General features: G+C 60.4%; 12 protein-coding genes. 1 reads left to right on the top strand and 11 read right to left on the bottom strand.

The features are described 5' to 3' along the window. Nucleotides 1-206 precede the first annotated feature (206 nt). From M1B35_RS17355 to M1B35_RS17315, 9 genes are all read right to left on the bottom strand, one after another. Nucleotides 207-536 (bottom strand): GlpM family protein, encoded by a 330-nt coding sequence (locus tag M1B35_RS17355; RefSeq protein WP_185039104.1) that lies wholly within the window; start codon nucleotides 534-536, stop codon nucleotides 207-209. A gap of 26 nt (nucleotides 537-562) precedes the next feature. After that, the gene (aauR, locus tag M1B35_RS17350) at nucleotides 563-1,888 is read right to left on the bottom strand and encodes a two-component response regulator AauR (RefSeq protein WP_123328696.1); all 1,326 of its coding nucleotides are present in this window, start codon (nucleotides 1,886-1,888) and stop codon (nucleotides 563-565) included. Continuing rightward, a complete protein-coding gene (gene aauS, locus M1B35_RS17345) occupies nucleotides 1,885-3,786 on the bottom strand; it encodes a two-component sensor histidine kinase AauS (RefSeq protein WP_123328695.1) in 1,902 nt (633 codons plus the stop codon). Before aauS ends, aauR begins: the two co-directional genes overlap by 4 nt. A gap of 134 nt (nucleotides 3,787-3,920) precedes the next feature. Further along, nucleotides 3,921-4,655 (bottom strand): amino acid ABC transporter ATP-binding protein, encoded by a 735-nt coding sequence (locus M1B35_RS17340; RefSeq protein WP_060753935.1) that lies wholly within the window; start codon nucleotides 4,653-4,655, stop codon nucleotides 3,921-3,923. Next, on the bottom strand, nucleotides 4,652-5,323 hold the full coding sequence (locus M1B35_RS17335; RefSeq protein ID WP_123328694.1) for an amino acid ABC transporter permease: 672 nt from the start codon (nucleotides 5,321-5,323) through the stop codon (nucleotides 4,652-4,654). Before M1B35_RS17335 ends, M1B35_RS17340 begins: the two co-directional genes overlap by 4 nt. Further along, nucleotides 5,323-6,069: an amino acid ABC transporter permease gene (locus M1B35_RS17330; protein ID WP_123328693.1), complete on the bottom strand. Its 747-nt coding sequence runs from the start codon at nucleotides 6,067-6,069 to the stop codon at nucleotides 5,323-5,325. The genes M1B35_RS17335 and M1B35_RS17330 overlap by 1 nt, the downstream gene beginning before the upstream one ends. Before the next feature lie 192 nt (nucleotides 6,070-6,261). Beyond that, nucleotides 6,262-7,176, bottom strand: coding sequence for a glutamate/aspartate ABC transporter substrate-binding protein (locus M1B35_RS17325; RefSeq protein ID WP_268262609.1), 915 nt, complete (start codon nucleotides 7,174-7,176; stop codon nucleotides 6,262-6,264). A gap of 269 nt (nucleotides 7,177-7,445) precedes the next feature. Then, nucleotides 7,446-7,862, bottom strand: a complete 417-nt coding sequence (locus M1B35_RS17320; RefSeq protein WP_123328691.1) for a DUF4440 domain-containing protein — start codon at nucleotides 7,860-7,862, stop codon at nucleotides 7,446-7,448. Continuing rightward, the gene (locus tag M1B35_RS17315; protein ID WP_268262608.1) at nucleotides 7,843-9,210 is read right to left on the bottom strand and encodes an MFS transporter; all 1,368 of its coding nucleotides are present in this window, start codon (nucleotides 9,208-9,210) and stop codon (nucleotides 7,843-7,845) included. The genes M1B35_RS17320 and M1B35_RS17315 overlap by 20 nt, the downstream gene beginning before the upstream one ends. A gap of 105 nt (nucleotides 9,211-9,315) precedes the next feature. Here M1B35_RS17315 and M1B35_RS17310 point away from each other — a divergent pair, with 105 nt between their 5' ends. Beyond that, nucleotides 9,316-10,203, top strand: coding sequence for a LysR family transcriptional regulator (locus tag M1B35_RS17310; RefSeq protein WP_268262624.1), 888 nt, complete (start codon nucleotides 9,316-9,318; stop codon nucleotides 10,201-10,203). Between the two features lie 95 nt (nucleotides 10,204-10,298). Here M1B35_RS17310 and glpD read toward each other — a convergent pair whose 3' ends face one another. Together glpD and M1B35_RS17300 are read right to left on the bottom strand one after the other, a co-directional pair. Beyond that, complete coding sequence (glpD, locus tag M1B35_RS17305; RefSeq protein WP_268262607.1) at nucleotides 10,299-11,834, bottom strand: glycerol-3-phosphate dehydrogenase; 1,536 nt, start codon at nucleotides 11,832-11,834, stop codon at nucleotides 10,299-10,301. A gap of 270 nt (nucleotides 11,835-12,104) precedes the next feature. After that, on the bottom strand, nucleotides 12,105-12,860 hold the full coding sequence (locus M1B35_RS17300) for a DeoR/GlpR family transcriptional regulator (protein WP_123328687.1): 756 nt from the start codon (nucleotides 12,858-12,860) through the stop codon (nucleotides 12,105-12,107). Nucleotides 12,861-12,877: the final 17 nt, after the last annotated feature.

The raw sequence follows: 12,877 nt of genomic DNA, 5'->3' as shown, positions 1-12,877 counted from the left end.
TTACCCCTGGCAGCGCCCTCCAGAAAACTGCGCAATCAAGCTAAGACGCAGGCTGGCCGGGCTTTTTGGGGTAAATGCAAGGCCCGGGCCAGGAGCCAAGGGCAGCACCTGGTAGGCGCCAGCTTGCTGGCGCAAGGCACGGCGTTCCTGAAGCAACGCATCGCCGGCAAGCCAGCACCTACAGGGCGTGCGGTGGGGGCGTCGGCTCAGGCGTGGACGCGGACCCAGACGCTGACGAGGACGCTGGCGGCCATCAGCCAGGCCACGGCGGCCACGGCCAGGGAGGCTTCCAGGCGCAGGCGGTCTACCATCACGTAGAGGGTCGCCAGGTAGACGAAGTAGGGAATGATCGACCACATGCCGAAGACGATGGTGGTCTTCAGGTCATCGACTGAACGGCCCTTGCCGACGATGTAGTGGGCGATCAGGGCGAAGGTCGGGAACAGCGGCACCAGGCCGGCGATGTAGTAATTCCGGGTCTTGGCCAGGGCCGCCAGAATCAGTACCACCGCCGCGCCCAGGGCGGCCTTTAACAATAGATCCATGAATGACTCGCCTTGGGTTAGTGGCTCAGGCCGTACTTCTTGACCTTGTCGAACAGCGTGGTCTTGGCCATGCCCAGTTCCTGGCTGGCCTGGGTCAGGTTGCCGCCGCTGCGTTGCAAGGCATCGTTCAACAGGTTGCGTTCGAAGGCCTCCACCGCCTCGGCAAAGCCCAGCCCTTGCGCCGCCTGGCTGCCGGATTTCTTGAACGCCGGCAGGCCCAGGGCGAAGCGTTCGGCGACATTGCGCAACTCACGCACGTTGCCCGGCCAGTCGTGGCTCATCAGGGTCGACACGGTCTGGTTGTCCAGCTCGGGCGGCGTGCGATCGAAGCGCAGGGACGACTGCTGGAGGAAGTGTTCGAACAGTTGCAGGATGTCCTCACGGCGCTCGCGCAACGGCGGCAGCTCCAGAGTCACCACATTGAGGCGGTAGTACAGGTCGCTGCGAAACTGATTGGCCCGGCCCAGTTCGTCGAGGTCGAACTTGGTGGCGGCAATCACCCGGCAGTCCACGGCCACGCTCTGGTTCGAACCCAGGCGTTCCAGGGTGCGCTCCTGCAACACCCGCAGCAGCTTGATCTGCAGGTTGATGGGCATGCTTTCCACTTCATCGAGGAACAGCGTGCCTTCGTGGGCATGCTCGATCTTGCCGATCCGTCGCTTGCCGGCGCCGGTGAAGGCGTTGGCTTCATGGCCGAAAATTTCGCTTTCGAACAGGTTCTCCGGCAGGCCGCCGCAGTTCAGCGCCACAAACTGATGGCTGTGGCGACGGCTGAAGTCGTGCAGGCAGCGGGCGACCAGTTCCTTGCCGGTACCGGTCTCGCCTTCGATCAGCACGTTGGCCGAGGTGTCGGCGACGTTGGCGATCAGCTCCCGGAGGTTCTGCATGGCCGGCGAGCGGCCGATGATCCGACCTTCCAGGGAATCGCGCTCGGCCAGTTGGCGGCGCAACGAGGTCACTTCCCGAGCCAGGCCCCGTTGTTCCAGGGCGCGGCGGGCGACGTCCACCAGGCGCTCGGGGGAAAAGGGTTTTTCCATGAAGTCGTAGGCGCCTTTCTGCATCGCGCCCACGGCCATGGAAATGTCGCCGTGGCCGGTAATCAGCACCACCGGCAGACTGCGATCCCGCGCCTTGAGGCGGGTCAGCAGTTCCAGGCCGTCGATGCCCGGCAGGCGGATGTCGCTGACCACGATGCCGGGGAAGTTGTCGCCGACCTGGGCCAGCGCTTCTTCGGCGCTGCCCACGCCGATGCAGGGGATGTCCTCCAAGGCCAGGGCCTGTTGGCAACCCAGCAGCACATGGGGGTCGTCTTCGACGATCAGCACAGTAAGCTCGTTGTTCATATCGGCTCGGCTCGAGTGGGGCTTACCAGGGGCAAGCTGAGGACAAAGGCGGTGCCGCCGCTTGCCGGGTGTTCCACCCCCAGGTTGCCGCCGGCAGCGGCGGCCAGGCTGGCGGACAGGGTCAGGCCCAGCCCCAGGCCCTGTTCCCCGGGTTTGGTGGTGAAGAACGGTTCGAACAGGTGCTTGCGCGCCTCGGGGTCGATGCCATGACCGTTGTCACGGACCCGCAGGCGGTATTTACCGTCCAGCATCTCGCCCTCCAGCCACAACTCGGGCTGGGGCTGGGCTTGCATGGCATCCAGGGCGTTGCCCAGCAGGTTGACGAGGATCTGTTCCAGGCGTGTCTGGTCGATCTGCAGCGGCTGGTCGCTGAAGTCGCGATGCAGTTGCAGGGGCAGGGGTTCCAGGCGGCCGTTGAGCAGTTGCAAGGCGGCGTCCACCGCCTTGCCCAGGCTGGCTTCGCCCTGATCGTCACCCCGTCGGGCGAAGGAGCGCAGGCTTGCGGTGATGCGGCCCATGCGGTCGATCAGTTCGTTGATGGTCTTGAGGTTGGCGCTGGCGGTATCCAGGGCGCCCCGTTCGAGGAAGCGCACGGTGTTGCCGGACAAGGTGCGCAAGGCCGCCAGAGGCTGGTTCAGTTCATGGGCGATGCTGGTGGACATCTGACCGATGGCCGCCAGCTTGCCGGCCTGGACCAGTTCGTCCTGGGCTCGGCGCAGGGTTTCTTCGGCCTGGCGACGTTCGCGGATCTGCCCCTTGAGCCGTTCGTTGCTGGCCCGCAGGTCGGCGGTGCGCTCGGTGATCCGCCGCTCCAGCAGGCTGTTGGCTTCTTGCAGGGCTTCCCGGGCGGCGAGGCGAGTGGCCAGGACCTTGCGCCGTTCATTCCAGGCAATCAGCAGGAACGCCACCAGGGCAAAGGCCACCGCCACCAGGATGCCCTGGTTGGCTGCCTCGCGACGCAGGTCCTGCAGCGGCGTGAGCAGGGTGAAGTTCCACGGTGTGTCGCTCAGGGGCCGGGTCTGGGACAGGTAGCTGACTTCCTGTTCATCGGACACCAGCTCGCTGTTGGCAGGAAAGGTCAGCTTCTCCACGCCTTCGGCCAGGCGTTCGCGGGCCAGGGGTTGCAGTTCGTTGAGGGGGAACCAGTAGTACTGCAGGCTGCGGGCCAGGCGCTCCTTGGTTTCATCGCTCAGGGGGCGCACGGACTTGAGGCGCCGCGCCGGGTCGCTGGACAGGATGATGATGCCGTTTTCGTCGCTGACGAAGGCCTCCAGGCGCGCCCGCTGCCAACGTTCTTCCAGGGCTTCGAGGCGGACCTTGACCACGGCCACGCCAATGATCTTGCCTTGCTCTTCCAAGCCATGGGCCAGGTAGTAGCCGGGTTCGCCATTGGTGCTGCCGATGCCGTAGAAACGCCCAGCCTGGCCGCGCACGGCGTTTTGGAAATAGGCCCGGAAGGACAGGTCTTCACCGAGGTAGCTGTCGACGTCGCGCCAGTTGCTGGTGGCCAGTACGCGGCCGGTGGTGTCCATGACGTAGATGGCCCGGCTGCGGCTGCGCCGGTTCAGGCCTTCAAGGTAATCGTTGACCGTTTGCCGGTGCTCCGGGGTCGGGTCGTCCAGCAGCCTGGAAACACTGGATTCCAGTTCCAGCAGGCTGGGCAGGTAGGTGTATTTGCTGATCTCGCTTTCCACTGCGCGTGCGTGGAGTTCCAGTTGGCGTTCGCCATTTTCGCTGAGGGTGCGGATGCCGTAGTGCTCACTGATCAGGAAGCCGGCATAACCCAGGCCGATCATCAACAGAATGACCAGGGGCGGCAGGAACAGGTGGCGGATCAGACGGGGTTTCACGGCGAGTGATGGCGGCGCGGCGCGATAGAGATTGGGGTCGCATTTCATCACAGATGCCTTGGGTCAACCACTGCGCGATGCCTGTAGAAGCCGGCTGGCCGGCGATGGGCGCGTTGCTGGCGATAGGGGAGCCCGCTCGGCGGCCCCATCGCTGGCAAGCCAGCTCCTACAAGAGCACAGGTTTAGTGCTGCAGGATCTTCTCGAGGAAGTGCTGGGCACGTTCGGAGCGGGCACTGATATCGCCGAAGAATTCCTCTTTCGGGCAGTCTTCGATGATCTTGCCGGCGTCCATAAAGATCACGCGGTCGGCCACTTTACGGGCGAAGCCCATTTCGTGGGTCACGCACATCATGGTCATGCCTTCCTGGGCCAGTTGCACCATGACGTCCAGTACTTCGTTGACCATCTCCGGGTCGAGCGCCGAGGTCGGTTCGTCGAACAGCATGACGATCGGGTCCATGGCCAGGGCGCGGGCAATCGCCACACGCTGTTGCTGGCCACCGGACAGTTGCCCAGGGTGCTTGTGGGCGTGGGCGGAAAGGCCGACACGGTCCAGCAGTTGCAGGCCCTTCTTGGTGGCTTCTTCCTTGCTGCGACCCAGGACCTTGATCTGCGCGATGGTCAGGTTTTCGGTGATGGTCAGGTGCGGGAACAGTTCGAAATGCTGGAACACCATGCCCACGCGCGAACGCAGTTTCGGCAGGTTGGTCTTCGGGTCGGCGATCGATGTGCCATCGACCACGATGTCGCCTTTCTGGAACGGCTCCAGGGCGTTGACGCATTTGATCAGGGTGGACTTGCCCGAGCCGGACGGCCCGCACACCACGATCACTTCACCCTTTTTGACCTCGGTGCTGCAATCAGTCAGCACCTGGAAGTCCCCATACCACTTGTTGATGTTTTTGATAGAGATCATACGGCGAACCTTTTTTGCAGACGCTTGACCAGCAGCGAGGCGGCAAAGCTGATTGTGAAATACACCAGACCGGCAACGATCAGGAATTCATTGGAGCGGCCGATGATGTCGCCGCTGGAGCGCGAGGCGTTGAGGAAATCCACCAGGCCCACGGTGTAGACCAGCGAAGTGTCCTGGAACAGGATGATGCTCTGCTGCAGCAGCAGCGGGGTCATCTTGCGGAAGGCCTGGGGCAGGATGATCAGGCGCATGGTCTGGCCGTAGGACATGCCCATGGCTTGTGCGGCCGCCATCTGGCCCTTGGGGATCGACTGCACGCCGGCCCGCACGATCTCACAGAAGTACGCCGCCTCGAACATCATGAAGGCCACGACGCAGGAGGTGAACGCACCGATCGGGGTGTCTTCGCCGGTGATCCAGCGCAGTACGAACGGCACCGCCAGGTAGAACCAGGTGATCACCAGCAGCAGCGGGATCGAACGGAAGTAGTTCACATAGGCGCCGGCCACGCGGGACAGCAGTTTGCTGGACGACAGGCGCATCAGGGCCAGGATGGTACCCAGCACGATGCCGCCGACCACGCCCATGACCATCAGCTTCAAGGTCATGACCATGCCGTTCCACAAGCCGGGAATGGCGGGGATGATGCCGCTGAAATCGAATTCCATTATTTGCCCCCCACGGAGATCAGGCCGGGTACGGCAACTTTCTTCTCTACCACACGCATCAGGAGCATCAGGCTCATGTTCAGGGTGAAGTAGATCAGTGTGGCCAGGGTGAAGGCTTCAAACAGGTTGGCCGAGAACTCGGCGGTCTGTTTGGTTTGGGCCAGCAGTTCCATCAAGCCGATCAAGGACGCCACGGAGGAGTTCTTGAACACGTTGAGGAATTCTGAGGTAAGCGGCGGAATGATGATCCGGTAGGCCTGGGGCAGCAGCACATTCCAGTAGATCTGCGGCAGCTTGAAGCCCATGGCGCGGGCCGCGGATTCCTGGCCCCGAGGCAGTGCCTGGATGCCGGTACGCACTTGTTCGCAAACCCGGGCGGCGGTGAACAGGCCCAGACACACGACAACGCTCAGGTAGGCCGAGGTGGTCGGGTTGAGGTCCTGCTTGTACCACTCCTGCAGGTTCTCCGGCAGCAGGTCCGGTACCAGGAAGTACCAGATGAACAGCTGAACCAGCAGCGGCACGTTACGGAAAATTTCCACGTACACCGTCGCGATGCCCGATACCAGGCGGTTCGGTACGGTACGCATGACACCGAGCACCGAGCCCAGAATCAGCGCGACGATCCAGGCCACCACGGCAATGCCGATGGTCCAGCCCAAACCGGAAATGAACCAGTCGAGATAAGTCTCGCTGCCCACGCCGGTGGACTTGAAGAACACGCCCCAGTCCCAGTTGTAATTCATTAGGGTCTCCCCTCTGATCGATCGATGTACAAGCACCCGCCTGGGGACGTCCGTTCCCACCTGACCTCGACGGTCAGGCACACGCGATCGGCTCGACAACCACCGGTTCGAGTGTTTCCAAAAAATGCCAGCAGGTAGTGACAGACTCCTGAAGGACCGGTTGGCCCTTCAGGAAACAAGGTTAGTCAGGAATCAGGACTTTTTATCGTCAGCCGCTTTGTCGGTCGGATTGGCGATCAAGGCCTTGAGCTCGTCGCTCATCGGGAACATCAGGTTCAGGCCTTTTGGTGGGATCGGCGCCTGGAACCACTTGTCGTAGATCTTGTTGATTTCGCCCGACTTGTAGGTGGCAACGATGGCGTCGTCCACGGCTTTCTTGAACGGTGCGTCGCCCTTGCGGACCATGCAGCCATAGATTTCGTAGGACTGTGCAGTACCGGTCACGGCCCAGTCGCCCGGCTTCTTGGCCTTGGCCATTTCACCGGCCAGCAGTGCGTCGTCCATCATGAAGGCTACGGCGCGGCCGCTTTCCAGCATGTTGAAGGATTCACCGTGGTCCTTGGCGGAGATCACGTTCATGCCCATCTGCTTGTCGGCGTTCATTGCCTTGAGGATGCGCTCGGACGTGGTGCCGGCGGTGGTCACGACGTTCTTGCCTTTCAGGTCACCGAAATCCTTGTAGGCCGAGTCCTTTTTGGACAGCAGGCGGGTACCGATTTCGAAGATGCCGACGGAGAAGTCAACTTGCTGCTGACGCTCGACGTTGTTGGTGGTGGAGCCGCACTCGACGTCCACGGTGCCGTTCTGCACCAGCGGGATACGGGTTTGCGAGGTGACCAGGTTGTACTTGACCTTGAGGTCCGGCATGTCGAGGTCTTTCTTGATGGCCTCGACGATTTTCAGCTGGATGTCGTGGGAGTAGCCGACCGGGACGCCGGAAGCGTCAGCGATGTAGGAAAACGGAATGGAAGCGTCGCGATGTCCGAGGGTGATGGTGCCGGACTCTTTGATTTTCTTCAGTGTGCCGGTGAGTTCGGCGGCGAAAACTGGAGTGCTAATCAGAGCGGCAGCGATAGCTGCGCCCAACAGATGGGGAACGATGCGCATCAATATTTCCTCGACATTTGTTTTTTTTTATGAAGCCAATTCGACGGCTCTTTTATACAGCGAATGCCTTGACGGCTTCTGATGGGGTGGCTCATCAAACATTCGTCGAAGAGTGTAGAGCATGAGTCGTGCCAGACTACTCAGTAATAAATAAATCATTGATTAATAAGGATATTAAATTTTTTTGAAGGTGTTTTTAGCTGTGGTCGATCCGGTTAACCGAACTGATCATGAGACGGCGTTCGGAAAACCGAATGACCTGTTGCAGGTTATTTCCGATTTTTCTGGCTGAGCGGGGTTTCATGCAGGTACTGCCATTGCACGCTCCCGGCGTGAATCCGAAGGATGGCCACCGAAACCCGGGTATTTTCCTGCTCGGGCGTGCGCTGGACTTCGGTGTAGCTGATGGCCACCGTTTCGCCTTCCTGCCAGACCGGGCGCAAGTCGCTGATGATGATCTCGAGCCTCGGCCGGCCGCCGACCGCGCCTTTGAACAGTTGCTCCAGGTGCTGCCGGTCGAGGGTCGCGGCTGAGGTGGTGACCATGCTGAAATGTTCGCCAAAGGCGCTCATCAGCGGCGCAATACTGGTTTCGCCGGTGCCATCTGCATCGGTAAACACGCGGTGAATCAGTTGGTGCACGTGGTGAATGCTGTGTTGCGCTTGTTCAATCAGGTTGTGGTTCATGGTGTGCCTTGGCAGGGTTCAGTTGGCTCATTTGAAACAGCGGCAGCAGGCCGATCAGCGCGGCAATGGCGAAGCTCGCGTGATAGGCCGCAGTGGGCTGCAACGGCTTGAGCAGCAGGTTGAAGATCATCAGGCACAGCGCCGCACCGAGGCTGAACGACATCTGCCGGTTGATGTTCCAGATCACACTGGCTTTGTGCGTGTCGCTGCTGCTGAAGTCCATCAGCGATGTGGTCTGCGCAGTGTTGGCGCCGATGCCGCCACCGATGCCCATCAAGCTGTAGGCACCGACGATCAGCCAGAGGTCGTCCGGGCGATTCACCCCCACCAACGTGGCAATGCCGGCGCTGTGCAACAGCATGCCGAAAGTGAACAGGCGTCTGGCGCCGACACGGTTGTAGACACGGCCGCAAGCCAGCATGGCGATGAAGGCTCCGCTGGCGTAGACGAGCATAAACATCCCGGTCAGCCTGGCACTGAAATGCAGGGTGTTTTGCAGGAAGAAAATGCTCAGCAGATTGACCCCGGTGAACACCCCGGGAATCGCGTAATAGATGAAGAGTGAGGTGCTGAGTCTTTTGCTCTTGAGCAGGCTCAGTTCGATGATCGCGTGGCTTGATTGGCGATAGTGCTGCAGGTACAGGGCAATCAATATCACGCCCGCCACAATGCATGCGATGGCCGCCAGCGCCGGATAGTCGCCGCCATACAGCGACATGCCCATCAGCAAACTGATGAGTGCCGCACTGACCAGCAGCAGGCCTTTGAAGTCCGGGTGCGGCAGGTGAGTGGGCCTGGACTCTTTTATCCAGCACCACGCCAGCCCGGCGGCGATCAGTGAAAACGGGATAGTGCTGAAGAACACCCAGCGCCATGAGGTGCTGTCGACGATGATTCCGCCAACGGTCGGTGAAATCGCCGGGGCAATCAGCGCGACCGCCATTACCAGCGTGGAGATTTTCGCCCGTTGCTCGCCCTGGAACAGATTGAAGGTCAGTGCCTGCCCGACCGGTATCAACAAACCGCCACTGAGGCCTTGCACGAAACGCCAGGCCACCAGTTCAAGGAAGCTGTTCGCGACCCCGCACATCCATACCGATCCGCTGAAGACCAGCATCGAAAGCGTGAGCATTTCCCGGCTGCCAAAGCGTCCGGAGAGCCAGGTGCTGATTGGAATGATCAGTGTCAGCCCCAGAACATAGGCATTGGCGACCCAGGCCACTGATGAGCTGCTGATGTGCAAGGCCGCCGACAGACTGGGCAGCGCGACCGCTGACATGAAGATATTGATGCAGTCGATAAAAAAACCTATCAGGAAGACCGATGCGACTTTGTAGCGATAACTCATGTTGTTTCCCCTTTGTCGTCGAGCATAGGGGCGATAGACTCCGGACGTCGATGCAATGGGGCTGAACACAATGTTTGAAAGGATTGAACAGTGAGTCATGGCGCCATGCACGCGCACTTAAATCGGGTGCAGACCTTTCTCGCTATCGTTGACCTGGGGTCTTTCACCAAGGCTGCGAGTTACCTGAACATCAGCAGGGCCATGGCCAGCCTCCACGTCAAGGCACTGGAGGAAGCGCTGTCAGTCACGCTGCTGATCCGCAATAGCCGGGCGGTTTCGCTGACAGAAACCGGGCAGAGTTTTTATACCGAGTTCAAAGCCATCGTCGCGGGTATCGACAGTGCTTTTGATAATGTACTGAAGGGCAGTCATCGGGTTTTCGGGAAGTTGCGGATCAGTTCGACCAGTGAGTATGGCGAGAAATATATTCTGCCGTTGATTCCGTTGTTCGCCGCGCAATACCCGGAAGTCAGTTTGAGTTACAACTTCAACTCATCGCTGAATGATCTGCTGGCGGAAAAACTTGATCTGGTGATCCGTCTGGGCAAATTGACGGATTCTGCTTTCAAGTGCCGCAAGCTAGCGGATTACGAGATTGTGTTGGTGGCGAGTGCACCGTTTCTCGCTCGCCATCCTGTGAATGAACCGCAGGATTTGATTAGCCTGCCGTGGATCGCCAACAGCAATTTGCAGGCGCCGACGCAGTGGCTTTTGCGCGATCGGTCAGGACGCGGTATCGAGGTCAGTGGCATCAGCCATTTCGACTCGAATTCATCCACGGCGATTCGTTCGATGACGCTCTCCTCATTGGGTGTTTCGGTGTTGCCGGCGTGGCTGGTTGAGGAGGACATCGCCAGTGGACGTCTGGTGCGCTTGTTGCCGGATTACTCGCTGCCAGCGCAGTCGATCCATGTGGTGTTTCCTGACACTGCACATTTGCCGCACAAGTCGCGGGTGTTTATTGATTTTCTGCTGTTGCATTTGGCGTGCTGACGTCGACCCTCGCCCCAGACCTCTGCTAGAGACTGACCCAATAAAAAGCCCCTGAATCTCACAATTCAGGGGCTTTCATTCAAGCGCTGATCAGATCACGCCGCTTCAATCTTGCGATTCTGCTCAACCTTGCCCAGATAAGCCGCCAACTTTTCTTGCTCGGTCGGAGTAGTGAACAACCCCAGCTTGCTGCGGCGCCACAGAATGTCTTGCGCAGTGGTCGCCCATTCTTCGCTGCACAGGTAATCAACTTCGCGGGTGTAAAGCCCACCGCCGATGTGTTCGCCTAGATCGTTCAGCGATTCCACGCCTTCGAGCATGCGCCAGGTGCGGCTGCCATAGGTGCTGGCCCAGCGCTGGGCGATTTCATTGGGGATCCATTCGAACTTCTGTCGCAGCGCCTCGGCCAGGGCCTGGGGCGTGCTCATGTTTTCACCGCCGGGCAGGGTGGCCTGGGCGGTCCAGCTTGGCTTGGCGTGCTTGAAGTACGGCGCCAGTTGCACCAAGGCCGATTCCGCCAGCTTGCGGTAGGTGGTCAGCTTACCGCCGAACACCGAGAGCAGTGGCGCTTCGTCGGCGTTGCCCGAGAGGGCCAGGGTGTAGTCCCGGGTCACGGCGGACGGGTTGTCGGACTCGTCGTTGCACAGGGGGCGAACGCCGGAATAGGTGTGCACGATGTCGTCGCGGCTCAGCTGCTTTTTGAAGTGCGCGTTGACCACCTTGAGGATGTAGTCGGTCTCGCCGTCGGTGATGCTCACCTTCGCCGGGTCGCCGGTGTATTCGCGGTCGGTGGTGCCGATCAGGGTGAAGCGGTTCAGGTACGGAATGGTGAACACGATGCGCTGGTCTTCGTTTTGCAGAATGTGTGCGTGTTCACCTTCATAGAGTTTGGGCACGATCAGGTGGCTGCCCTGGATCAGGCGGATGCCGTAGGGCGAATCCAGCTTCAGGTCATCCTTGATGAACTTGGCGACCCAGGGGCCGGCGGCGTTGACCAGGGCCTTGGCGCGGATCGACAGCAGGCTGCCATCGCTGCGCTCCAGGTGCAGGTGCCACAGGCCTTTGCTGCGGCGGGCGCTGACGCAACGGGTCTGGGTGTGGATATGGGCGCCGTTTTCCCGCGCGGCCATGGCGTTGAGCACCACCAGGCGTGCGTCGTCGACCCAGCAATCGGAGTATTCGAAGCCTTTGCTGATCTCGGCCTTGAGCGGGCTGTTGGCGCCGAACTTCAGGCTTTTGGAACCGGCCAGTTTTTCCCGCTTGCCCAGGTGGTCATACAGGAACAGCCCTGCACGAATCATCCAGGCCGGGCGCAGATGGGGGCGATGAGGCAGGACGAAACGCATGGGCTTGACGATATGCGGGGCCTTGGCCAGCAGTACTTCCCGTTCGGCCAAGGCTTCGCGCACCAGGCGGAATTCGTAATGTTCGAGGTAGCGCAGGCCACCGTGGATCAGCTTGCTGCTGGCCGAAGAGGTGTGGCTGGCCAAGTCGTCCTTTTCGCAAAGGAACACCGACAAACCGCGACCGGCTGCGTCTGCTGCAATGCCGACGCCATTGATCCCGCCGCCGATAACGGCAACATCATAGACTTCGGCAAGCGGTGGGGCAGGCAAGGTAGAAGGGTTCATCGGCTGGCCTCGCAATTTCTTTGTCTTGGAATTCGAACATTAATGTTCATTTCCGAAAATGGTAGCTGATAAACGCGGGCACAGCCACCCGACTTCGATTGAAAAAACTGATCGAAGGGCGGGCAAATGAAAATTTGTGAACAAAAGGTGGTGGGGCCGGCTTGCCGGCGATAGCGATCTTGCGGACGCCATCGCCGGCAAGCCGGGCTCCTGCAGCAATGGCATTCCCATGTAGGCGCTAGCGTGCCAGCGATGGCGGCGGTGCTGGCGTTAAACCACTTCCAGGCGAACCTTGTGCTGATTGAGTAATTGCACCAACGCCGGCACGGGCTGCTGGTCCGTCACCAGGCAGTCCACCAAGCTGATCGGTCCCAGGCGGATCATGGCGTTGCGCCCGAATTTGCTGGAGTCCGCCGCCAGGATCACTTGCCGGGCATTGGCGATGATCGCCTGGGAGACGCGTACTTCCTGGTAGTCGAAGTCCAGCAGGCTGCCGTCTTCATCGATGCCGCTGATGCCCACCAGGGCGAAGTCGACCTTGAACTGGTTGATGAAGTCGACGCTGGCCTGGCCCACCACACCGCCGTCACGGCGCACCGTGCCGCCGGTGAGCAGCACATCGAAATCATCCTTGGCACTGAGCATCGACGCCACGTGCAGGTTGTTGGTGATGATCTTCAGGTGGTTGTGATTGAGCAGCGCCCGGGCGATGGATTCGGTGGTGGTGCCGATGTTGATGAACAGCGAGGCGTGATCGGGGATTTGTGCGGCGATGGCTTCGCCGATGCGTTGCTTCTCGTCGCGCATCTGATCGGCGCGCATCGCGTAGGCGGTGTTTTCCACGCTGGAATCATAAGCAGCGCCGCCATGGTAGCGGCGCAGCAGGTTGGCTTCCGCCAGCTGGTTGATATCGCGGCGGATGGTCTGCGGGGTCACGACGAATAACTGAGCCATTTCCTCGATGCTGACATAGCCGCGTTCGCGGACCAGATCGAGGATTTGTTGCTGGCGGGGAGGCAGATTCATGGGGCTTCCTTTGGGCT

It is taken from the genome of Pseudomonas morbosilactucae, assembly GCF_023241665.1.
Taxonomy (GTDB): domain Bacteria; phylum Pseudomonadota; class Gammaproteobacteria; order Pseudomonadales; family Pseudomonadaceae; genus Aquipseudomonas; species Aquipseudomonas morbosilactucae.
This window is presented reverse-complemented; position numbering and strand designations above follow the sequence as displayed.

Bases quoted from the DNA above. Each gene is read 5' to 3' on its own strand.
- aauR (WP_123328696.1), bottom strand. From the start codon at position 1,888: ATGAACAACGAGCTTACTGTGCTGATCGTCGAAGACGACCCCCATGTG.
- glpD (WP_268262607.1), bottom strand. From the start codon at position 11,834: ATGAACCCTTCTACCTTGCCTGCCCCACCGCTTGCCGAAGTCTATGAT.
- M1B35_RS17320 (WP_123328691.1), bottom strand. From the start codon at position 7,862: ATGAACCACAACCTGATTGAACAAGCGCAACACAGCATTCACCACGTG.
- M1B35_RS17325 (WP_268262609.1), bottom strand. From the start codon at position 7,176: ATGCGCATCGTTCCCCATCTGTTGGGCGCAGCTATCGCTGCCGCTCTG.
- aauS (WP_123328695.1), bottom strand. From the start codon at position 3,786: ATGAAATGCGACCCCAATCTCTATCGCGCCGCGCCGCCATCACTCGCC.
- M1B35_RS17335 (WP_123328694.1), bottom strand. From the start codon at position 5,323: ATGGAATTCGATTTCAGCGGCATCATCCCCGCCATTCCCGGCTTGTGG.
- M1B35_RS17310 (WP_268262624.1), top strand. From the start codon at position 9,316: ATGCACGCGCACTTAAATCGGGTGCAGACCTTTCTCGCTATCGTTGAC.
- M1B35_RS17340 (WP_060753935.1), bottom strand. From the start codon at position 4,655: ATGATCTCTATCAAAAACATCAACAAGTGGTATGGGGACTTCCAGGTG.
- M1B35_RS17315 (WP_268262608.1), bottom strand. From the start codon at position 9,210: ATGAGTTATCGCTACAAAGTCGCATCGGTCTTCCTGATAGGTTTTTTT.
- M1B35_RS17330 (WP_123328693.1), bottom strand. From the start codon at position 6,069: ATGAATTACAACTGGGACTGGGGCGTGTTCTTCAAGTCCACCGGCGTG.
- M1B35_RS17300 (WP_123328687.1), bottom strand. From the start codon at position 12,860: ATGAATCTGCCTCCCCGCCAGCAACAAATCCTCGATCTGGTCCGCGAA.